Genomic DNA, 19999 nt, shown 5'->3' with positions numbered 1-19999 from the left:
GTGGCAATATCAACCCCGCTGCAGCATCTCCCGCACGCGCTCCCGGGTGAGCGGCTTGGTGACGAAGCCCTGGATCACCGGCATGCCGCTGGCGCGCAGGCGGTCCTGCGGTGCGTCGGACGAGGTGAGCATCATCACCAGCATGGTGGGTTTGTCCTGCAGCAGCGGCTGGGCCTGGCGCGCGAACTCGAAGCCGTCCATCTGCGGCATGTTGATGTCGAGAAACAGGCAGGTGGGCATGGCCAGCGGGTCGCTGCGCAGGAAGTCCAGCGCCTCGGCGCCGCTTTCGAACACCCGCACCTCGCCGGTGAAGCCGGCGCGGCGGATCATGATCTCGTGGTAGACGTTGTCGGCCTCGTTGTCGTCGACCAGGATGAAACGTTGTGGAATGGTCATGGGGCGCCTCGGGACGGCGTGCCGTGCGGCACCGGCAGGTGCAGCGTGAAGCGGCTGCCTTCACCCGGCACCGACTGCACCGAGAGGTGGCCGCCGTGCAGCGCCGCGATGCGCCGGCAGATCGGCAGGCCCAGGCCCGAGCCGGCGTGCGTCTTGCGCGGGTGCAGGCGCTTGAACATGTCGAAGATGCTGGCCTGATGCTCGGGGGCGATGCCCAGGCCGTTGTCGAGCACGTGGATCTGGTCGAAGCCATGCTCGCGCGTGGCGCTCACGCGCACGTGCGGCGGCACGCCGGGCCGCGCGAAGGCCAGGCCGTTGGCCACCAGGTTCTGCAGCGCGATGCGAAGCAGGGACGGATCGGCCTGCACGGTGGGCAGCGAATCGCATTGCAGTTGGCCCTGGGTCTTCGTCAGCGCGTCGCCGAGGTCGTCGCCCACCTGGCCGACCAGCACGGTCACGTCCACCGGCCCGCTGTCGAGCGGGTGGCGGTCCAGGCGCACGTACTTCAGCAGGCTGTCCAGCAGGCAGGCCATGTGCTGGCCGCCCGTGCGCACGAAGCCCAGGTAGCGCCGCGCATCGGGCGAGAGTTCGTGCTGGTGGTCGGCCTCCAGCAGCGAGGTGAAGTTGTTGATGGCGTTGATGGGCTCGCGCAGGTCGTGCGACAGGATGTGGATGAAGCGCTCCTGCTCCAGCGTCTTCTTCTCGAGCTGGACGATGGTTTCGCCGAGCTGGCGTTCCTTGTTCTTGAGTTCCTGGATGTCGCGCCCGCGCATGACCACGCCGCTGACCTTCCCGTCCGCGCCGCGCACGGGCAGCAGGGCGATCTCCATGTGGCGGTTGCCGGCGACCTTGAAATGCGAGACGCGCTGGTAGATCACGGTCTCGCCGGCCATGGCGCGCGCCATCTTGGAGCCGACCATGTTGTTGTAGGTCGCCTCACCCAGGCGGTCCTTCACGGCCACCCCGATGACTTCGCTGCGCGTGCTGCCGATGTAGTTCAGGTAGGTCTGGTTGACGTGGCGGTAGACGCCGTCGGCATCGATGTAGGCCTGCAGGTCCAGCCCGGCGGCGGCCATCGCGGTGAGCTCCTCGTGCGCCTGCTGGGCCTCGTTGGCGGAGCGCCGGGTCTCGAGCTGGCGCGCCCGCTCGTGTTCGAGCAGCGTGGCAACCAGGGCCGAGAGGCGGCTCAGGGCGCTGAGTTGCACCGAATGCAGCGTGCGCGCCATCTGGTCGATGACGCACACCGTGCCCAGCGCGAAGCCGTCGCTGGTGACGATGGGCGCACCGGCGTAGAAACGCACGTTGGTCGGGCCGGTCACCAGCGGGTTGCATTGGAAGCGCGTGTCCTGGCTCATGTCCTCGACCACCATGACGTGCTCCGGGTCGAGGATGGCATGAGAGCAGAACGCCACCTCGCGCGGGGTTTCGCTCACGTCAACGCCGACGCGGGACTTGAACCACTGGCGATCGCGGTCGATGAGGGTGATCAACGCCACCGGCGTGCCGCAGATCACCTGCGCCAGGGCGGAGATGTCGTCAAACGCTTTCTGGGGCAGGGTGTCGAGCACGCCCAGGCCCCGCAACCGGGCCAGGCGTTGTTCCTCGTTGGAGGGAAGGGGAGCAGTCTGCATGCGGGCCGGAACGGAACGGGACGGAGCGAGGCCCCGATGATTGCATACCCGCCAGGGATGTGAGCCGCCGGCAGGCGGCCTGCGGCGGCACTGGGGCAGTCCCGCACGTGATTTCGTCACGTTCCTGACGCAATTCGCCGCCAGACCAAAAAAACCAGGCGAACGGCGCCAGCCTCCAGAGCACGTGGCGGCGCAGGGCGGCTCCTCTACACCGACATGCCGCCCGAGACCTCGATCACGGCGCCGTTGATGTAGCTGGCTTCGTCGCTGGCCAGGAAGGCGTAGACGTTGGCGATCTCCTCCGGCCGGCCCAGGCGGTGCAGCGGCACGCGGTGCTCCATCTCGGCGATGACCTTGGCCGGGATGGTGTCCAGGATGGGCGTGGCGATGAAGCCGGGTGCCACCGCGTTCACGCGCACGCCCTTGGGGCCGAGTTCGCGGCTCCAGGTCTTGGTGAAGCCGATCACGCCGAACTTGCTCGCGGCGTAGTTGGTCTGCCCGAAGTTGCCATAGATGCCGACCACCGACGAGGCGTTGAGGATCACGCCACTGCCTTGCGCGGTCATGGTGTCGGCCACGGCCTGCGCGCAATGGAACACGCCGCGCAGGTTGACGTCGATCACGCGGTCGAACTGCTCGAGCGTCATCTTCTGCAGGCGCGCGTCCTGCGTGATGCCGGCGTTGTTCACCAACACGTCGATGCGGCCGAAGCGCGCCTTCACCTGGGCCACCACCGCGTCGACCATCTCGCGCTGGGTCACGTCCATCACCAAGCCCAGGGCGGTGGCGCCCAGCGCCTCGCACTGCCGCACGGCGCTGTCCACCGCGGCCTGCTTCACGTCGCACACGATGACGGTGGCGCCTTCCTGCGCGAACTTGAGCGCGGTGGCCAGGCCGATGCCTTGCGCCGCACCGGTGATGAGGCTGACTTTTCCTTCGAGTCGTTTCATGGGGAAGAGGGGGAGGGTGGTTCAAAAAAACGCCGGCGGGGTGGCCGCCGGCGCGTGGGAGCGGACGTGTTCAGTACACCGGCTGGTGCTGGCGGATCGCGTTCTTCGCCGCCTCGTCGAGCGCGAAGCCCGCGCCGTGGCGCGCCGCCAGCTCGGCGCAGCGCCGTTCGAAGGCCTCGATGCCCATGCCGTAGATGAACTGCAGCGCACCGCCCGTCCAGGCCGGGAAGCCGATGCCGAAGATCGAGCCGATGTTGCCGTCGTGCACGGTGGTGAGCACGCCTTCGGCGAGGCAACGCGCGGTCTCCACCGACTGGCGGTAGATCAGGCGGTCCTTGACGTCCTGCAGGTCCCAGGCGGCGCCGGGCTTCTCGAAGCGCGCCTTGAGTTCGGGCCAGAGCTGCTTCTTCTGGCCCGCGGGGTAGTCGTAGAAGCCGCCGCCGGCGGCGCGGCCCGGCCGCTTGAATTCCTTGACCATGCGCTCGACCAGCAGCTCGCCCGGCGTGGCGGCGTAGCGGCGGCCTTCCTTCTCGAAATCGGCGCGGGTCTGGTCCATCACGTGCACCGAGAGCGAGAGCGCGGTCTCATCCAGCACGGCCAGCGGCCCCACCGGCATGCCCGCCTGCATGGCGGCGTTCTCGATCACCGGCGCCGGAATGCCTTCGCCCAGCATGGCCGCGCCTTCCATCACGAAGGTGCCGAAGGTGCGGCTGGTGTAGAAGCCGCGCGAGTCGTTCACCACGATGGGCAGCTTGCCCAGGGCCTGCACGTAGTCGAAGGCGCGCGCGATGGTCTCGTCGTCGGTCTCCTTGCCGCGGATGATCTCCACCAGCTTCATCTTGTCCACCGGGCTGAAGAAGTGGATGCCGACGAAGCGCTGCGGCCGGCTGCTGGCCTGTGCCAGGCCGGAGATGGGCAGGGTGGAGGTGTTGCTCGCGAAGAAGCCGCCGGCGGCCAGCATGGGCTCGGTTTCCTTGGTGACGGCGGCCTTGACCTCGCGGTTCTCGAACACCGCCTCGATGATCAGGTCGCAGCCCTTGAGGTCGCTAGGGTGGTCGGTGGGCAGGATGTGGTCGAGCAGCTCGCGCTGGTCGTAGGGGCTCATGCGGCCCTGGTCCACGCGGGTCTGGGTGAGCTTGAAGCTGTAGGACTTGCCGCGCTCGGCGGTTTCGATGCTCACGTCCTCCAGCACGGTGCGGATGCCCCGGCTGGCCTGCACGTAGGCGATGCCCGCGCCCATCATGCCGGCACCGAGCACGCCCACCTTCTTCGGCTTGTAGCGCGAGATCCCCTTGGGACGCGACTGGCCGCTCTTGATCGCGTTGAGGTTGAAGAAGAACGTGTTGATCATGTTCTTCGCCACCGGGCTCACGATGAGCTTCGCGAGGTAGCGGCTCTCGATGCGCAGCGCGGTGTCGAAGTCCACCATGGCGCCTTCGGCCATGGCGGCGAGCGCCGCCTCGGGCGCCGGGTAGAGCCCGCGCGTCTTCTGCTTGAGCATGGCCGGCGCCACGGTGAGCATGCCGGCGACCTTGGGGCTGCTCGGCGTGCCGCCGGGAATCTTGTGGTTCTTGTCGTCCCAGGGCTGGCGCGACTGCGGGTGCGCCGCGATCCAGTCCAGCGCGGCGTTGCGCAGCGCATGGGCCACGTCGCCCTCGGGCGAGACGAGTTCGTGCACCAGACCGAGCTCCTGCGCTTCGCGCGGGTTGAACAGCTTGCTCTCCAGGATGTAGGGCTGCGCGCCCATCAGGCCGAGCAGGCGCACCATCTTCGTGATGCCGCTGGCGCCGGGGATGAGGCCCAGCGTGATCTCGGGCAGGCCGAGCTGGATCTTGGGATCGTTCACCGCGATGCGGTGGTGGCCCACGAGCGCCACCTCCCAGCCACCGCCCAGCGCCGTGCCGTTGATGCAGCTCACCACCGGCACGCCCAGCGTCTCCAGCGTGCGGAAGTTCTTCTTGGTCTGCTCGATCTCGGCGAACACGCGCGGCGCGTCGCTGGGCTGCAGGCGCATCGTGCCCTTGAGGTCGGCGCCGGCGAAGAAGGTGCTCTTGGCCGAGGCCAGGATGATGCCCTTGATGTCGGCGCAGTCGCGCATCACCTGCGCCGTGACCTCGGTGAGGTCCTGCTGCCAGTCGGCGCACATGGTGTTGACGGGCGAGCCTTCCTCGTCGAAGGTGATGGTGGCGATGCCGTCGGCGAGTTCGTAGCGGATGGTTTTCATGCCTCAGATCCTTTCGACGATCGTGGCGATGCCCATGCCGCCGCCCACGCACAGCGTTGCGCAGGCCGTAGCGCAACTGGCGGCGGTGCAATTCGTCGATCAGCGTGCCCAGGATCATGGCGCCGGTGGCGCCCAGCGGGTGGCCCATGGCAATGGCGCCACCGTTCACGTTCACCTTCTCGTGGGGCACGCCCATCTCCTTCATGAACTTCATGGGCACGGCCGCGAAGGCCTCGTTGACCTCGAACAGGTCGATCTGCTCGATGGTCAGGCCGGCTTTCGCCAGGGCTTTGCGCGCCGCCGGCATGGGGCCGGTCAGCATGATGGTGGGGTCGGCGCCCGAGAGCGCCACCGAGACGATGCGCGCGCGCGGCGTGAGGCCGTGCGCCTTGCCCGCGCTGTCGCTGCCGATCAGCACGGCGGTCGCGCCGTCGACGATGCCCGAGGAGTTGCCCGCGTGATGCACGTGGTGGATGCGCTCGACCTGCGGGTAGCGCTGCAGCGCCACGGCGTCGAAGCCCATGCCGCCGAGGTGTTCGAACGCGGGCTTGAGCGAGGCCAGGCCGTCCATCGTGGTCTGCGGCTTGATGAACTCGTCCTCGTCCAGGATGGTCTGGCCCAGGAAGTCGGTGACGGGCACCACCGAGCCTTTGAAGTACCCGGCTGCGCGCGCCGCCGCCGCGCGCTTCTGCGATTCGAGGGCGAAGGCGTCCACGTCCTCGCGCGTGAAACCTTCGAGCGTGGCGATCAGGTCGGCACCAACGCCCTGCGGCACGAACAGGGTGTCGCTGTTGGTCTGCGGGTCTTGCGCCCAGGCGCCGCCGTCGGAGCCGATGGGCACGCGGCTCATGCTCTCCACGCCGCCGGCCACCACCAGGTCTTCCCAGCCGCTGCGCACCTTCATCGCCGCCATGTTCACCGCCTCGAGGCCGGAAGCGCAGAAGCGGTTGAGCTGCACGCCCGAGCAGCGCCAGTCCCAGCCGGCCTTGAGCGCGGCCACCTTGGCGATCACCGAACCCTGCTCGCCGATGGGCGAGACCACGCCCATGACCACGTCGTCCACCGCGCCGGTGTCGAAGCCATTGCGTTGCTGCAGCTGGGTGAGCACGCCGGCCAGCAGGTCGATCGGCTTGACCTCGTGCAGGCTGCCGTCTTTCTTGCCCTTGCCGCGCGGCGTGCGCACGGCATCGAATACGAATGCTTCGCTCATGGTGTCTCCTGGGGGAAGGCGGATGCCGCGAATCAGTATAGACTTTTGCCAAGCATTTGCTTTCTGTAATTCTTCGCCGCAGTCTGATAGGTGACACCATGATCGAACGCACCCTGTTCAACGCCGACCACGAGGCCTTTCGCGACAGTTTCCGCAAGTTCGTGGAGAAAGAGGTCGCGCCACACCACGAGGCCTGGGAGGAGCAGGGCTACGTGGACCGCGCGGTCTGGAGCAAGGCCGGCGAGAACGGTTTTCTCTGCATGACCTTGCCCGAGGCCTATGGTGGCTCGGAAGCCGACAAGCTCTATTCGGTGGTGCAGATGGAGGAGATCGCGCGCAGCGGCTTCAGCGGGATCGGCTTCGGCCTGCACAGCGAGATCGTGGCGCCGTACATCCTGCACTACGGCACCGAGGAACAGAAGAAAAAATACCTGCCCCGGCTCGCCACGGGCGAGATGGTCGGCGCGATCGCGATGAGCGAGCCCGCCGCCGGCAGCGACCTGCAGGGGGTCAAGAGCACCGCCATCAAGCAGCCTGACGGCAGCTACCTGCTCAACGGCAGCAAGACCTTCATCACCAACGGCTGGCACGCCGACCTCGTGATCGTGGTCGCCAAGACCGACCCGAGCGCGGGCGCCAAGGGCACCAGCCTGCTGCTGGTCGAGCGCGGCATGCCGGGTTTCGAAAAAGGCAAGCGCCTGAAGAAGCTGGGCATGAAGGCGCAGGACACCTCCGAGCTGTTCTTCGACAACGTGAAGGTGCCGGCCGAGAACCTGCTGGGTGGCCCGGCCATGGAAGGCCGGGGCTTCATCTGCCTCATGGAGCAACTGCCCTGGGAGCGGCTGCAGATCGCCATCGGCGCGGTGGCGTCGGCGCAGGCCGCGATCGACTGGACGGTGCAGTACACCAAGGACCGCAAGGTCTTCGGCCAGGCCGTGGCCCAGTACCAGAACACGCGCTACACCCTGGCCGAGTTGCAGACCGAGGTGCAGGTGGCGCGCGTGTTCGTCGACAAGTGCTGCGAGCTCATCGTGGACGGCAAGCTCGACACCGCCACCGCGAGCATCGCCAAGTACTGGTGCTCCGACCTGCAGTGCAAGGTGATGGACGAGTGCCTGCAGCTGCACGGCGGCTACGGCTACATGTGGGAGTACCCCATCACCCGTGCCTACGCCGACGCGCGCGTGCAGCGCATCTACGGCGGCACGAACGAGATCATGAAAGAGGTGATCTCGCGCGGGATGGGGCTGGGCGGGCGCTAGAGCGAGACCGTCTTCTTCAGAGCGATGCCTTCGGGCGCCTCGTGGTCCGCCAGCAGCCAGGCCCGGCTGGGGTGGTCGGCGGCGTCCTGCAGCAACTCGCGCAGGAAGCGGATCGAGGGCGCGTCGAGCGCGGCGAAGGGCTGGTCGATCAGCGTGAGCGGTGTGCCCGACGCGAACGCCGCAGTGAGCCAGACCTTGCGCCGGCTGCCGGTGGAGAGCATGTACATCGGCTTGGCCAGGTGCGGCCCCAGCCCGAAGCCCTGCACCAGTTCGGCCATGGAATCGGCGTCGAAGTTCGGGTAGTGGTGGCTCAGGCTGTCCAGGTAGCCCTTGGCCGCCAGTGCGTCGTGCGCCTCGGTCTGCGGGTCGATCCAGAACACCTGGTGGCGGTAAGCATCGTGGTGCTCATCGAGGTGGATGCCGTGGATCACCAGCGAGCCGGCATCGGCGTTCTGGGCACCTGCCAGCAGCCGCAGCAGGGTGCTCTTGCCGCTGCCGTCGTCGCCACGCACCAGGCTGACGCCGGGCGGGATGTCGAACGACAGCCGATCGAACAGGGGCGGCTCGGCCCAGCCGAAGCGCAGGCCCTTGACCTGCAGGACGGGTTCTTCCGGGTCGGCGTTCATGTCGTCAGTAGCCGATGGAGTAACGCAAGCCGTTGTGGTTGAGCACCGCGCTGCGCTGGCCGATGGTCTCCAGCTTGAAGCCGGGCGAGATTTCCTGGCCCTCCTGCAGCACCTTGCCGTTGACGATCAGCATGCGCAGGGCCGGGTTCTTGGAGTAGGTCGAGCCGCTCACGTTGACGGCCGGCAACTGCGCGCGGGCTTCGGGCGAGAGCTCGGCAAAGCTGCGCACGGGTGCGGCGTTGGCCTCCGGGGGGCTGGCGGCGGCCGGGGCCGCAGGCGGTGCCACGGCGGGCGCCTTGGCCGTCGCGGCGGGGGCTGGCGTGGCCGCCACAGGCGGCGCGTTGGCCGGTGATGACGCGGCAGGGGTGGCGGCCGGCGCGGGCGCCGGCGGGTTGCTGGCCTGGGGCCGCTTGGGTGCGGGTTCCACGCGGGGCGGCGCCAGGATGGGCTGCACCGGTTCGGGCGCGGGCATGGCGGGGCTGGGGGCCGCAGGGACTGGGGTCACGGCGGCCACCGGGGGCGTGGCGGGTGGCGGTGGCACGGCGGATGCCGGCGCTGGTGCGGCGACCGGCGTTTCGTCGGCCTGACCCAGCCACCACCACAGGCCGGCGGCGATCAGCAGCGCGGCCAGCACCGCCCCCGCCACGGCGGCGCGGGAGACGCCGCGACGGCGCACGGGTCTGGCCTTGCGGCTGGGGGGCGGCACGATCTGGCTGTTGAGGCCGGGCACGTGGCCGCGCTCGCGCTCCGCTTCGGCGCGTTGAAGGGCATCGAGGATGTAGGACATCGTGGAATGGCCCTCAGGAGCCGGGGCGCGAGAGCCGGGGCTCGTCCACGCCGCTGGCCAGGTTGACCTGCATGAAGGTGATGGGGCCGGCCAGCCCGGCGGCGTCGATGCCGTTGGCGCGCTGGAAGGCCTGGATGCGGGCGGAGAGCTGGTGGGCCGAAGGCGGCACCTTGCCCGCCGTCTGCAGGCCGGCGATGCGCTCACCCAGCCAGTCAGCGGCCGGGCCGGTGCGGCCGTCCACCAGGCGGGTGGTCTGGCCCGGCGGCGTGCGCCACAGGGTGGCGAAGTCGCCGCGCCAGCTCTCGGCCAGGGCGCTGAGCGGCATGCGCCAGCGCTGGTCGCCCGCCTGCAGCGTGGCGGTGTCGTTGGTGAGCGCGGTCACCAGCGCCAGGCCCGACCCTTGGCCTGCCTGGCGCAGGGTGATGATGCCGGGCCGGTCGAGCTGGCGCAGGCCGTTGAGGGTCATGCGGTCGGTGCGGTAGCACTGCAACTGGGCTTGTTGTGCGGCGGTGCAGGGCTCGCCCGAGGCCAGTGGCTGTCCCCAGAGCGGGCCCAGTTCGCGCCAGGCCTCGGTTTCGTTCTTGAGCAGGGCCGACGCCTCGGGTGGGCCGGGCAAGGGGTCGGGGCGGGGCGCCGCGACAGGCGCCGGTGCGGGCGTGTCGGCCGGGGCTGCTGCGCCGGGCGTTGGCGCGGGTGGGGCGGCCACCGCGGCGGGGGCGGGCAGAGGGGCGGCGGGGGCCGGTGTCGCCGCGGCCGTTCTGGGCGCACTGTGGCTCCAGAACCAGAACAGCGCGCCGGTCACCAGCGCGCCCACCACCAGGCCGATGCCCAGAGTGCCCAGCGGCGAAGCCCAGGCGGCCAGCGGCGCGGCGGCCTGCCCACGGCGGAGCTTGGGCATGGGCGCATCGGTCTCGAACACTTCGCTCGCCGCCTTTTCGACCACGGCGCGCTCCACACGGGCCTGGTGGGTGGCGTAGGCGCCGAGCAGGGCACGGTCGCACAGCAGGTTCACGCGCCGGGGCACGCCCCGCGTGATCTCGTGGATGCGCTGGATCGCCTGGTTGGAGAAGGGCAGTGGCCCGCGCAGACCGGCCACCTGCATGCGGTGCTGGATGTATTGGCGGGTTTCGGCTTCGTTGAGCGTGCCCAGGTGAAAGCGCGCGATCACGCGCTGCGCCAGCTGTTCCAGCTCGGGCCGCGCGAGCACCTCGCGCAGCTCGGGCTGGCCGATCAGGATGACCTGCAGCAGCTTGCGCTCGCTGGTTTCCAGGTTGGTCAGCAGGCGAAGCTGCTCCAGCACGTGGGGCGTGAGGTTCTGCGCTTCGTCGATGATGAGCACGTTGCGCTCGCCCTTGGCGTGGCTTTGCAACAGGTACTCGTTGAGCGGGTCCAGGTAGTCCTTGATCGTGGCCGGGCCGATGCCTTCGTGCTGGACCTCGATGTGGAACTCGCGGCAGATCGTCTTGAGCAGGTCGCCGACCGTGAGCTTGGGGTTGAAGATGTACGCCACCCGGCACTGCTCGGGGATCTGCTCCAGGAAGCAGCGGCAGAATGGTGGTCTTGCCGGCACCGATCTCGCCGCTGAGCAGCACGAAGCCGCCGCCGCCGCGGATGCCATAGAGCAGGTGCGCCAGGGCCTCCCGATGGCGCTCGCTCATGAAGAGGTAGCGCGGGTCGGGCGCGATGGAGAAGGGGTCCTGCTTCAACCCGAAGAATTCGGCGTACATGGCCCCGAGCATAACGGGGCCGCCGAGGGCGGGCAACGACGCCCGGCCGAGCCGGGCCGGGCGTGTGCCGCGGTGCTAGCGGACGGTCAGGCCGCCAGGGCCATGGAGCGCTGCGACGACGAGGCCGGGTACTTCGCGCTGGCCGAGGACGAGCATTCGATGTCGCCGGAGAGCTGGCCGCCTTCCTCGATCACGACCTTGCCGTAGCGGATCTTGCCGGTGACCTTGCCCGTGGCGTAGATCACCAGCTTCTGGCGCACCGTGAGGTTGCCATCGAACACGCCGCGGATTTCGGCGATGTCGATCTCGGCCGAGCCCTTGAATTCGCCCTGTTCCGCGATCTGGATCACGCGCGAATCCATGGTCGCCTCGACCAGGCCTTCCACCACGAGCGTGTCGCAGTCGGTGATCTCCACGCCCTTGAGCTTGATGTTCGGGCCGACGGTGAGCTTGCTGCCGCCTTCGGGGGTGGACGACGAGGCGCTGGCGCTGCTCGTGGCGGCGGGGGTGCGCCAGGTCCAGGTCGGGGGTGGAGGGGGCCGGGGTCTGCGGCTGGGCCTGCGAGGCGCTGGTGCTGCTGCTCGCGGGCTGGCCGTAACGTTGCGTTGGCCATGCCGGTGTTCAGGGTCTTGGGTTGATCGTCTCGTTTGCCAAAATGCAGTGCCATGCCAGCTCCTTCTGTAAATGAAGCGGTCATGCTAAGCGGCAGGCCGATTACATTCTCGGCCGTCCCGTAAGAGGGGTAACGAGATGAACCGTACATGCGGTTTCATTTTTTCGGGGATGACCTCTTGCGGTTTTCCATCTCGCGGATCAAGGCGCGCGCTTCGTCGCCTTCGGGAATCGGCCGGCCGCTGTCGCGCCATTGCACCGCGTCCTTGAAGCCCGCTTCCTGCGCATGACGGCGGAACCACAGGCCCTCGGGGTTGTGGCGCGTGATGCCGTCGAACAGCGTGCGCATCTGCTGCGTCTGTTCCAGGCCCATGGTGAGCATGACCTGGTTCACCACCATCTTGTGCATGGCCAGGTGCGAGCGCGGCACGCCCGCGATGCGCTCGGCCAGTTGCATGGTGGTGGCCTCCAGCTGGTCGGCCGGCACGGCCTCGTTGGCCAGGCCCCAGGCCGCGGCGGTGCGGCCGTCGATCACGTTGCCGGTGAACATCATCTGCTTGGCGCGCGCGGCGCCGAGGCGGTAGGTCCACATCGCGGTGGTGGGACAACCCCAGACGCGCGTGGGCATGTAGCCGATGCGCGCATCATCGGCCATCAGCAGCAGGTCGCAGCACAGCGCGATGTCGCTGCCGCCGGCCACCGCCGCGCCGTGCACCTTGGCGATGGTGGGCTTGGGGCTGCGCCACAGCGCCATGAAGTCTTCGGTGTTGCGCTTCATGAAGGCGTAGTCGTCCATCGGGTCCCAGGGGTGGCGTTCCTGCTGGCAGGGGTGGTCGATTTCGCCCTCGCCGAACATCGAGAGGTCGTAGCCGCCGCAGAAGCCCTTGCCGGCACCTTCGACCACGATCACGTGCACCTCGTCGTCGGCATTGGCCCATTCCACCGCCGCGCGGATCTCGCGCGGCGTTTCGTCGTTGATGGCGTTGAGGCGCTCGGGGCGGTTGAGCAGCAGGCGCGCGACGCGCGGCTGGTTCGCATCCTTCTCGATGCGCAGGGTGTTGAAGCTGGGCATGGTCATGTCTCCTGGGGTTGTTTTCCCCATGATAGGCAGCACCCGGGCCTGCCGCAGTTGCCTCGGAGACAGTGGTATCGATTTCATATGGTTGCGCACGCAACCGAAAATGGATAAAGTTGCGCACGCAACCATATGAACGCCATGAACCCAGAATTGCCTTCTTCCATTCCCGTGCTGATCGCTGGCGGCGGTCCCGTGGGCCTGACCCTTTCGGCCCTGCTCGCGCGAGAGGGCATCGCCCACCTCGTGATCGAAGCCGACGAGGGCTACTGCACCGGCAGCCGCGCCATCTGCATCTCGCGGCGGTCGCAGGAAATCCTGGGCTGGGTGGGTGCCGATGCGCCGCTGGTTGCGCAAGGGCCTGAGCTGGACGGGCGGCCGCAGCCACTGGCGCGACACCGAGGTGCTGCACTTCGAGATGCCCGCCGAACCCAGCCAGCGCTTCGCGCCCATGGTCAACATCCAGCAGTTCCATGTGGAAGCGTTCGCCCACCAGGCCGCCCAGGCACAAGGCGAGGCATCGCGCGTGCTCTGGGCCAGCCGCGTGGTGGCGGTGCGCCCGCAGACCGATGGCGTGCAGGTGGAGGTGGACACGCCGCAGGGGCGGCAGACGGTGCAGGCCGGCTTTGTCGTCGCCTGCGACGGCGGCCGCAGCACGGTGCGCGAGCAGCTCGGCCTGCAGCTCGAAGGCACGCAGTACGACGGCAAGTACGTGATCGTCGACGTGGTGCAGAAGACGCAGCGCCCGGTGGAGCGCCTGGCCTGGTTCGATCCGCCGTCCAACCCCGGCTCCACCATCCTCATGCACCGCCAGCCCGACGACGTCTGGCGCATCGACTACCAGATCCGCGACGACGAAGACCCGGTGGAGGCGGTCAAGCCCGAGAACGTGTTGCCGCGTGTGCGCAGCCACCTGGCCATGATCGGCGAGAACGAGCCCTGGGAACCGTTGTGGATCTCGATCTACAACGCCAAGTGCCTGACGCTGCCGAGCTACCGCCAGGGCCGTGTGTTCTTCGCCGGCGATGCCGCGCACCTGGTGCCCATCTTCGGTGTGCGAGGACTCAATTCAGGCCTGGACGATGCGGCCAACCTGGCCTGGAAGCTGGCCCGCGTGCTGCGCGGCGAATCGCCCGACGCCTTGCTCGACTCCTACTCCACCGAGCGCGTGCACGCCACGCGCGAGAACATCGCCTACGGCGCCAAGAGCACCGAGTTCATGGCACCGCCGAACTTCGCCTACCAGCTCATGCGCGAGGCCACGCTGCGCCTGGCGGTGAGCGACGAGCAGGTGCGCTCGCTGATCAACCCGCGCCAGTCCTCTCCCATCACCTACGTGGGCTCGCCGCTGAACGCGGCGCAGGCCGGCGAATGGGCGGACGACCGCGCGCGGCCCGGCGCGCCCGCCCCCGAAGCCCTGCTGCAGGGCCAGGGGGCCGCACCCTGGCATCTGAGTGGACGGTTCGGCCAGGGTTTCGTGTGCCTGGCTTTCGGGGGCGCGGGCCCTGGCCTGAGCGACGCCGGTGTCACGGTGCTGGAGATACCACCCGACATCGACACCCTCGGCCAGGCCTGGCGGCGCTACGGCCTGCGCCGTCCGGATGAACCCGCGCTGGTGCTCGTGCGGCCCGACGGCTATGTGATGGGCCGCTGGCACGGCCTGGACCCCGCGCCCCTGCGCGCCGCCCTGAAAGACACCGGAGTGTTCGCATGACCGATACCGATCTCGACCAGAGTTACAGCGCCGTCTGCGAGGCGCTCTCGCAAGTCGGCGAGGCGCGCGCGCCGCTGTTCCTCGCCATGCTCAGCCTCTCGCTCATGAGCCGATTCGAGCGCGCCGAGCAGGTGTTGCCGCTGATCGCGAACGCGTTGGCGCAAAGCGGGGAGGGGACGGACCATGGGCGCTGAAACCACCTCGCTGCAGGACTTCCTCACCTACCGCCTGCACAAGCTCAACAAGATCACCGACCGCCACAGCAGCGAGGCCTACGCGGCGATGGGCCTGGGTGTGAGCGAGGCGCGCTGCCTGGCCGCCATCGGTGAATTCGCGCCGTTGTCGGTGAACGACCTCGCGGCGCGCGCCAACCTGAACAAGGCCCAGGCCAGCCGGGCGGCGCAGATGCTGGTGGACCGCGAACTGGTGCTCAAGTCCACCAGCGACGCGGACGCGCGCGGTGTGGTGCTGGTGCCCACGCGCAGCGGGCGGGCCCTGTGGAAGAAGGTGATGCGCCTGATCGCGCAACGCAATGCCGACATCTTTGGTTGCTTGTCCGCGCACGAGCAGCGACAGTTGGAAACATTTTTTGACCGACTGATTGCCCATTCCCGGAAGGACTGCGCCAGCGAGTGACCTGACGCGGTTTATAAAAGCGGCATGAATCCGCTCAACGATCTCGGCTACAAGGCCGACGACCTTCTGGTCCAGGTCACCGAACTGCTGGTGCGCACCTCCGACGGCTCCGACGAACTCATCGACAACGCCGTCTCCGACGTGCTGCGCCTGCTGCGCGAACGCATGAAGATGGACGTGGTGTTCGTCTCCGAATTCACCGATGGCCAGCGCGTGTTCCGCCATGTGTCCCAGGCGCCCGACTCGCCCGTGATCGGCGAAGGCGGCTCGGAGCCGCTGGAGCGCTCCTGGTGCCAGCGTGTGGTCGATGGCCGCCTGCCCAGGTTCATCGCCGACGCCTCCGCCCATCCGCTCGCCTCGGAATTGCTCAGGAGCGTGCCTTTTCCCATCGGCACGCACATCAGCACGCCCATCGTGCTGGAGAACGGCGACATCTACGGCACGCTGTGCTGCTTCAGCTTCCATCCCCAGGACAAGCCCAACACGGAAGACCTGAAGAAACTGGAGTTCACGGCCCGGCTGGCGGCCCAGAAGCTCGATCAGCGGCGCGTGGTGCGCAAGGCGCCCGAGTCGGTGCCGGAATGGCAGCTCAGGCCCAAATGAAGGGGAATGGGGTTGAAGGCCCCTGAAAAGGGGGTGGGCACGTAAAATCAGGGGTTTTCCAGCCGCCCGCGCTCCGGGTCTGTGCCAGCCCCATGAACGCCCCCATCGACGTCTCCTTCTTCGCGCGCGCCGCCAAGCCGATCACCAGCTACCGCCCCTACTGGGCCAAGCGGTTCGGCGTGGCGCCGTTCCTGCCGATGAGCCGCGCCGAAATTGAGCAGCTGGGCTGGGACAGCTGCGACATCATCCTGGTGACGGGCGACGCCTATGTGGACCACCCCAGCTTCGGCATGGCCGTGGTGGGGCGTGTGCTGGAGGCGCAGGGCTTTCGCGTGGGCATCATCGCCCAGCCCGACTGGACCAGCGCCGAGGCCTTCAAGGCCCTGGGCAAGCCCAACCTGTTCTGGGGCGTGACCGCCGGGAACATGGATTCCATGATCAACCGCTACACGGCGGACCGCAAGATCCGCAGCGACGACGCCTACACGCCGGGCGACGTGGGCGGCAAGCGGCCCGATCGTGCCGCCATCGTCTACAGCCAGCGCTGCCGCGAGGCCTTCAAGGACGTGCCCATCGTGCTCGGCGGCATCGAAGGCAGCCTGCGCCGCATCGCCCACTACGACTACTGGAGCGACAAGGTGCGCCGCAGCGTGGTGGTCGACAGCAAGTGCGACCTGCTGCTGTACGGCAACGCCGAGCGCGCGCTGGTCGAGGTGGCGCACCGCATCGCGGCGCGCGAACCGATCGAGCAGATCACCGACGTGCGCGGCACCGCCTTCGTGCGCCGGCCCGGCGACCCGACGGCCGCGGGCTGGATCGAGATCGATTCGAGCGAGGTCGACACGCCCGGGCGCGTGGAAAGCCACATCAACCCCTACCAGACCACCAGCGAACAGGCCCAGGCCCAGGGGCAGAGCTGCGCCAAGGAAGAGGGCGAGGCCGCCGCGGCGCCGGCCGAGGTCAACCCGGCCATCCAGACGCTGAAGTTCGTGCCCAACCCCGCGCTGCAAGGCAAGGGCCGGCTCAAGGTGCCTCCGCGCGAGCGCTCGGTGATCCGCCTGCCCAGCTACGAGCAGGTCAAGAGCGACGCCGTGCTCTACGCCCACGCCAACCGCGTGCTGCACCTCGAGACCAACCCCGGCAATGCGCGCGCGCTCGTGCAGGCGCACGGCGAAGGCACGACCGCGCGCGACGTGTGGATCAACCCGCCGCCGATCCCGCTGACCACGGCCGAGATGGATCACGTGTTCGATCTGCCGTACGGGCGCAGCCCGCACCCGGCCTACGCCGACGAACACGGCAGGCACGACGGCGCGACCAAGATCCCGGCCTGGGAAATGATCCGCTTCAGCGTGAACATCATGCGCGGCTGTTTTCGGCGGCTGCACCTTCTGCTCGATCACCGAGCACGAGGGCCGCATCATCCAGAGCCGTTCCGAGGAGTCCATCATCAAGGAGGTGGAGGACATCCGCGACAAGGTGGAAGGCTTCACCGGCGTGGTGTCCGATCTCGGCGGCCCCACGGCCAACATGTACCGCCTGGGCTGCAAGTCGCCCGAGATCGAGGCCGCCTGCCGCAAGCCCAGCTGCGTCTACCCCGGCATCTGCTCCAACCTGCACACCGACCACGGCCCGCTGATCAAGATCTACCGCCGCGCGCGCGAGTTGCGCGGCATCAAGAAGATCCTGATCGGCTCGGGCCTGCGCTACGACCTTGCGGTCAAGAGCCCCGAGTACGTGAAGGAGCTGGTGCAGCACCACGTGGGGGGTTACCTCAAGATCGCGCCCGAGCACACCGAGGGCGGGCCGCTGTCGAAGATGATGAAGCCCGGCATCGGCAGCTACGACCGCTTCAAGCAGCTGTTCGAGAAGTTCAGCGAAGAGGCGGGCAAGAAGCAGTTCCTCATCCCGTATTTCATCGCGGCCCACCCGGGCACCAGCGACGAGGACATGATGAACCTCGCGATCTGGCTCAAGAAGAACGGGTTCCGCGCCGACCAGGTGCAGACCTTCTACCCCAGCCCCATGCGCACCGCGACGGCCATGTACCACACCAACCTGAACCCGCTCAAGGGCATCCACCGCGACGACCGCGCCGAGCGCGTGGACATCGTGCGCGGCGACAAGCGCCGCCGGTTGCACAAGGCCTTCCTGCGCTACCACGACCCGAACAACTGGCCGCTGCTGCGCGAAGCGCTCAAGACCATGGGCCGCGCCGACCTCATCGGCAACGGCAAGCACCACCTCATCCCCACCTTCCAGCCGATGACGGACGGCAGCTACCAGAGCGCGCGCCGCAAGAACAGCACGCCGGTGGGCAACAAGGTGCCGGGCGCCCAGCCGGGCAAGGGCCGCCTGCTCACGCAGCACACCGGCCTGCCGCCGCGTGTCACCGGTTCCGCGCCGGCCGGTGCGGGCAAGCGCAAGCCGCGCTGAAACTCAGGCGGCCGGCGCGCCGAGGAACGCCGGCCACAGGATCCAGGCCAGCAGGGCCAGCATGTTGACCGCCACCGTGCCCCAGTAGATCAGGCGGAACGGCCGCTTGCTCGTCTTGTGGCGCAGGATCTGCTGGGCGAACCACGCGCCCGGCCAGCCGCCGGCCACGGCCAGGCCGTGCAGCCAGTCTTCGGGCGTGCGCTGGACTTCGTTGATGGCCGCGTGCTTGTCGCGCCAGTACATGTAGAACGTGACCAGGTTGATCAGCACCACGGCGGTCAGGATCACCCAGGGGAAGCGCCCCATGCCGATGCCGACCAGCCACAGCAGCAGCCAGAAGGCGATCAGGCCCAGGCCGATCCACAAGGGGCGTTCCTCGCGCCGCTTCTGCCATTGCGAGCGCGAGCGGGCCGCCGGCTGGCGGGGTGGCAGCAGCTCGGCGCCGGCCGGCGGCGGAGGCGGCGCGGGCGCCTCGGTGACGATGGCGTTGCGGGCCGGCTCCACCGACAGCGCGCGCGGGCCTTTGCCGCCCACGTGGATGTCGTCGAACATCACCTGCATGCCTTCGCGCGGCTTGGACGGGCCGCTGTAATCGCGCAGGTGAAAGAAGACGTCGGCGGGGATCTGTGGGCAGCGGATGAAGCCGAAGGCCTTCTCGCTGTCCCAGCGCACCACGGTTCCCTGTTTTTTCATGATCGCGTGTGAAAGGTGTCGGGTGGAAAATCCGCTCGGTTGCCATGGTATCCGAAATGGCGCAAAATGCGCCATCCAGGAGATTTCCATGTCGTCTTCCAGCAGCAGCGCATTTTCCTCGGTCAAGTTGCCCGCCGGCCTGGTCCGGCAGGCGCGTGAGGCCGCGCAGCCCCAGCGCCGCTCGGTGGCGGGCCAGATCGAATACTGGGCCACGCTGGGCCGCATCGCCGAAGAAACGGGCCTGACGGTGCAGGAAGCCCGCGAAGCCATCGCCCGGTACGACGCCGCCGCCCGCCACGCCGAGGCGGCGGCCGATCCGGTCGATGCGATCGAGGCCCGCTTCCTGGCCGCCGAATCCAGCGGCCGCCTGGCCCAGGCCGTGCGCCAGACCGTGCTCGACAACCGCAGCAAGGCACCGGCCGCTCGCCGCGCCGCGTGACCCAGCCGGTTTTCTACCTGCTCGCCGGCCCCAACGGTGCCGGCAAGTCCACGCTGTACCGGGCCGCGCTGGCCACCGGGCTGATCCCGCCCGAGGCCGAGTTCGTCAACGCCGACCTGCACGAGGCCGCGCACCTGCAGCACATCAGCCACCCGTTGAAGCGTTCGCAGATGGCGCGGCAATGGGCCGACCAGCAGCGCGCGGCCTGCCTGGCGGCGGGTGAGTCCTTCGTGAGCGAAACTGTCTTCTCGCACCCGTCCAAGCTCGATCTGCTGGCGGCGGCGAAGGCGGCCGGTTTCGCGGTCGTGTTGCTGGTGGTCTGCGTGGACGAACCGCGGCAACTGCTCGCGCGCGTGCAGCAGCGCGAAAGCGAGGGCGGCCACAGCGTGCCGCCCGAGCGCATCCTGGCGCGTTACCCGCGCACGCTGGCGAACCTGGCGAAGGCGGTCGCGCTCGCCGACCTGGCCTTGCTGTACGACACCTCCGGCCCGCGCAACCGCGTGGTGCAGCCACCGCGCCTGGTGGCGCGCTGCCGTGCCGGGCGCGCGCTGTGGAAGAACCCGGTGCGCTGGCCGGCCTGGGCCGAGCAACTGCTGGCCGAGGTGCCCGAAGGCCCGCCGGCCGCCGCCCATTGATTACAGTGCGGCATGTCCGACGAATCGCAGATCGAAATTCCCCCGTCCTTCCTGGCGCTGTATGTGGCGCCCGGGCGCCAGAAACCCAGCCTGCCGCGCGACGAGCTGGCCGCGCGCTATGAGCTGTGCGAGGACATGGCGCAGATGCTCACCGAGACCGCGCGCAACATGGAATTCGGCCTCGGCATCACCGAGGCCGACGTGCTCGCGCGCTGCCTGCAGGGTTTGCGGGTGGAGCCCACGGTGGTGAGCGAGGCCGAGTCGGTGTGGGTGGTGCACCGCCTGGCCGAACTGCTGGATTGGCGAGCACCCGAGGGCGGTGCGCCCGTGGCCTGACGGCCGC

The 19999-nt window shown here is 68.7% G+C and carries 17 protein-coding genes and 3 pseudogenes; 9 read left to right on the top strand and 11 right to left on the bottom strand.

The genetic code is table 11. From position 1 onward, the window contains the following. Window positions 1–9: 9 nt before the first annotated feature. From ACFJGX_RS18865 to ACFJGX_RS18845, 5 genes and pseudogenes are all read right to left on the bottom strand, one after another. Window positions 10–396 (bottom strand): response regulator, encoded by a 387-nt coding sequence (locus tag ACFJGX_RS18865; RefSeq protein WP_382324477.1) that lies wholly within the window; start codon window positions 394–396, stop codon window positions 10–12. Beyond that, entirely contained in the window at window positions 393–2027 is a 1635-nt protein-coding gene (locus ACFJGX_RS18860; RefSeq protein ID WP_382324479.1) for an ATP-binding protein, read from the bottom strand. The genes ACFJGX_RS18865 and ACFJGX_RS18860 overlap by 4 nt, the downstream gene beginning before the upstream one ends. A gap of 206 nt (window positions 2028–2233) precedes the next feature. Further along, window positions 2234–2977, bottom strand: a complete 744-nt coding sequence (fabG, locus tag ACFJGX_RS18855; RefSeq protein WP_382324481.1) for a 3-oxoacyl-ACP reductase FabG — start codon at window positions 2975–2977, stop codon at window positions 2234–2236. Window positions 2978–3047: 70 nt separating this feature from the next. Further along, entirely contained in the window at window positions 3048–5201 is a 2154-nt protein-coding gene (locus ACFJGX_RS18850; protein WP_382324483.1) for a 3-hydroxyacyl-CoA dehydrogenase NAD-binding domain-containing protein, read from the bottom strand. A 3-nt stretch (window positions 5202–5204) separates the two neighbouring features. After that, window positions 5205–6411: pseudogene (locus ACFJGX_RS18845) on the bottom strand (acetyl-CoA C-acetyltransferase). A 98-nt stretch (window positions 6412–6509) separates the two neighbouring features. Here ACFJGX_RS18845 and ACFJGX_RS18840 point away from each other — a divergent pair. Then, on the top strand, window positions 6510–7673 hold the full coding sequence (locus tag ACFJGX_RS18840) for an acyl-CoA dehydrogenase family protein (RefSeq protein WP_382324487.1): 1164 nt from the start codon (window positions 6510–6512) through the stop codon (window positions 7671–7673). Here the strand turns inward: ACFJGX_RS18840 and ACFJGX_RS18835 are convergent. The 5 genes from ACFJGX_RS18835 to ACFJGX_RS18815 form a co-directional block, all read right to left on the bottom strand. Then, window positions 7670–8299 carry an ATP-binding cassette domain-containing protein gene (locus tag ACFJGX_RS18835; RefSeq protein WP_382324489.1) on the bottom strand — a complete coding sequence of 210 codons (630 nt, stop codon included), beginning with the start codon at window positions 8297–8299 and terminating at the stop codon, window positions 7670–7672. The two genes, ACFJGX_RS18840 and ACFJGX_RS18835, sit on opposite strands and share 4 nt — an antisense overlap. A gap of 4 nt (window positions 8300–8303) precedes the next feature. Beyond that, window positions 8304–9086 (bottom strand): general secretion pathway protein GspB, encoded by a 783-nt coding sequence (locus ACFJGX_RS18830; RefSeq protein WP_382324491.1) that lies wholly within the window; start codon window positions 9084–9086, stop codon window positions 8304–8306. 13 nt (window positions 9087–9099) lie between these two features. After that, window positions 9100–10596 (bottom strand): ExeA family protein, encoded by a 1497-nt coding sequence (locus ACFJGX_RS18825; protein ID WP_382326785.1) that lies wholly within the window; start codon window positions 10594–10596, stop codon window positions 9100–9102. Window positions 10597–10899: 303 nt separating this feature from the next. After that, a complete protein-coding gene (locus ACFJGX_RS18820) occupies window positions 10900–11499 on the bottom strand; it encodes a polymer-forming cytoskeletal protein (RefSeq protein ID WP_382328743.1) in 600 nt (199 codons plus the stop codon). A gap of 83 nt (window positions 11500–11582) precedes the next feature. Next, window positions 11583–12497, bottom strand: coding sequence for a crotonase/enoyl-CoA hydratase family protein (locus ACFJGX_RS18815; RefSeq protein WP_382326783.1), 915 nt, complete (start codon window positions 12495–12497; stop codon window positions 11583–11585). 135 nt (window positions 12498–12632) lie between these two features. Between ACFJGX_RS18815 and ACFJGX_RS18810 the strand changes: the two are divergent. From ACFJGX_RS18810 to ACFJGX_RS18790, 5 genes and pseudogenes are all read left to right on the top strand, one after another. Then, window positions 12633–14214: pseudogene (locus ACFJGX_RS18810) on the top strand (FAD-dependent monooxygenase). After that, window positions 14211–14408, top strand: coding sequence for a hypothetical protein (locus ACFJGX_RS18805; RefSeq protein ID WP_382324501.1), 198 nt, complete (start codon window positions 14211–14213; stop codon window positions 14406–14408). Before ACFJGX_RS18810 ends, ACFJGX_RS18805 begins: the two are co-directional and overlap by 4 nt. Next, window positions 14398–14850, top strand: coding sequence for a MarR family winged helix-turn-helix transcriptional regulator (locus tag ACFJGX_RS18800; protein ID WP_382158340.1), 453 nt, complete (start codon window positions 14398–14400; stop codon window positions 14848–14850). Before ACFJGX_RS18805 ends, ACFJGX_RS18800 begins: the two co-directional genes overlap by 11 nt. A gap of 24 nt (window positions 14851–14874) precedes the next feature. Then, on the top strand, window positions 14875–15453 hold the full coding sequence (locus ACFJGX_RS18795; RefSeq protein ID WP_382326781.1) for a GAF domain-containing protein: 579 nt from the start codon (window positions 14875–14877) through the stop codon (window positions 15451–15453). Window positions 15454–15545: 92 nt separating this feature from the next. After that, window positions 15546–17889 (top strand): annotated as a pseudogene (locus ACFJGX_RS18790) (YgiQ family radical SAM protein). 3 nt (window positions 17890–17892) lie between these two features. On the opposite strand, the gene ACFJGX_RS18785 reads toward ACFJGX_RS18790, so the two are convergent. Further along, on the bottom strand, window positions 17893–18582 hold the full coding sequence (locus ACFJGX_RS18785; RefSeq protein WP_382324507.1) for a DUF1294 domain-containing protein: 690 nt from the start codon (window positions 18580–18582) through the stop codon (window positions 17893–17895). 88 nt (window positions 18583–18670) lie between these two features. Here ACFJGX_RS18785 and ACFJGX_RS18780 point away from each other — a divergent pair, with 88 nt between their 5' ends. Genes ACFJGX_RS18780 through ACFJGX_RS18770 form a run of 3 tightly spaced genes read left to right on the top strand, consistent with a single transcriptional unit; the run spans window position 18671 to window position 19992 of the window. Beyond that, window positions 18671–19021 (top strand): hypothetical protein, encoded by a 351-nt coding sequence (locus tag ACFJGX_RS18780; protein WP_382158332.1) that lies wholly within the window; start codon window positions 18671–18673, stop codon window positions 19019–19021. Then, window positions 19018–19656: an AAA family ATPase gene (locus ACFJGX_RS18775; RefSeq protein WP_382324509.1), complete on the top strand. Its 639-nt coding sequence runs from the start codon at window positions 19018–19020 to the stop codon at window positions 19654–19656. Before ACFJGX_RS18780 ends, ACFJGX_RS18775 begins: the two co-directional genes overlap by 4 nt. A 12-nt stretch (window positions 19657–19668) precedes the next feature. Continuing rightward, complete coding sequence (locus tag ACFJGX_RS18770; RefSeq protein WP_100054371.1) at window positions 19669–19992, top strand: ATPase with chaperone activity; 324 nt, start codon at window positions 19669–19671, stop codon at window positions 19990–19992. Window positions 19993–19999: the final 7 nt, after the last annotated feature.

Source organism: Hydrogenophaga sp. UC242_50 (assembly GCF_042697355.1).
In the GTDB taxonomy this organism is placed as follows: domain Bacteria; phylum Pseudomonadota; class Gammaproteobacteria; order Burkholderiales; family Burkholderiaceae_C; genus Hydrogenophaga.
This window is presented reverse-complemented; position numbering and strand designations above follow the sequence as displayed.

What these genes read in the sequence shown, in the direction of transcription:
- ACFJGX_RS18770 (WP_100054371.1), top strand. Translation starts at nt 19,669, where the DNA reads ATGTCCGACGAATCGCAGATCGAAATTCCCCCGTCCTTCCTGGCGCTG.
- fabG (WP_382324481.1), bottom strand. Translation starts at nt 2,977, where the DNA reads ATGAAACGACTCGAAGGAAAAGTCAGCCTCATCACCGGTGCGGCGCAA.
- ACFJGX_RS18805 (WP_382324501.1), top strand. Translation starts at nt 14,211, where the DNA reads ATGACCGATACCGATCTCGACCAGAGTTACAGCGCCGTCTGCGAGGCG.
- ACFJGX_RS18780 (WP_382158332.1), top strand. Translation starts at nt 18,671, where the DNA reads ATGTCGTCTTCCAGCAGCAGCGCATTTTCCTCGGTCAAGTTGCCCGCC.
- ACFJGX_RS18800 (WP_382158340.1), top strand. Translation starts at nt 14,398, where the DNA reads ATGGGCGCTGAAACCACCTCGCTGCAGGACTTCCTCACCTACCGCCTG.
- ACFJGX_RS18850 (WP_382324483.1), bottom strand. Translation starts at nt 5,201, where the DNA reads ATGAAAACCATCCGCTACGAACTCGCCGACGGCATCGCCACCATCACC.
- ACFJGX_RS18815 (WP_382326783.1), bottom strand. Translation starts at nt 12,497, where the DNA reads ATGCCCAGCTTCAACACCCTGCGCATCGAGAAGGATGCGAACCAGCCG.
- ACFJGX_RS18835 (WP_382324489.1), bottom strand. Translation starts at nt 8,299, where the DNA reads ATGAACGCCGACCCGGAAGAACCCGTCCTGCAGGTCAAGGGCCTGCGC.
- ACFJGX_RS18785 (WP_382324507.1), bottom strand. Translation starts at nt 18,582, where the DNA reads ATGAAAAAACAGGGAACCGTGGTGCGCTGGGACAGCGAGAAGGCCTTC.
- ACFJGX_RS18830 (WP_382324491.1), bottom strand. Translation starts at nt 9,086, where the DNA reads ATGTCCTACATCCTCGATGCCCTTCAACGCGCCGAAGCGGAGCGCGAG.
- ACFJGX_RS18860 (WP_382324479.1), bottom strand. Translation starts at nt 2,027, where the DNA reads ATGCAGACTGCTCCCCTTCCCTCCAACGAGGAACAACGCCTGGCCCGG.
- ACFJGX_RS18840 (WP_382324487.1), top strand. Translation starts at nt 6,510, where the DNA reads ATGATCGAACGCACCCTGTTCAACGCCGACCACGAGGCCTTTCGCGAC.
- ACFJGX_RS18865 (WP_382324477.1), bottom strand. Translation starts at nt 396, where the DNA reads ATGACCATTCCACAACGTTTCATCCTGGTCGACGACAACGAGGCCGAC.
- ACFJGX_RS18795 (WP_382326781.1), top strand. Translation starts at nt 14,875, where the DNA reads ATGAATCCGCTCAACGATCTCGGCTACAAGGCCGACGACCTTCTGGTC.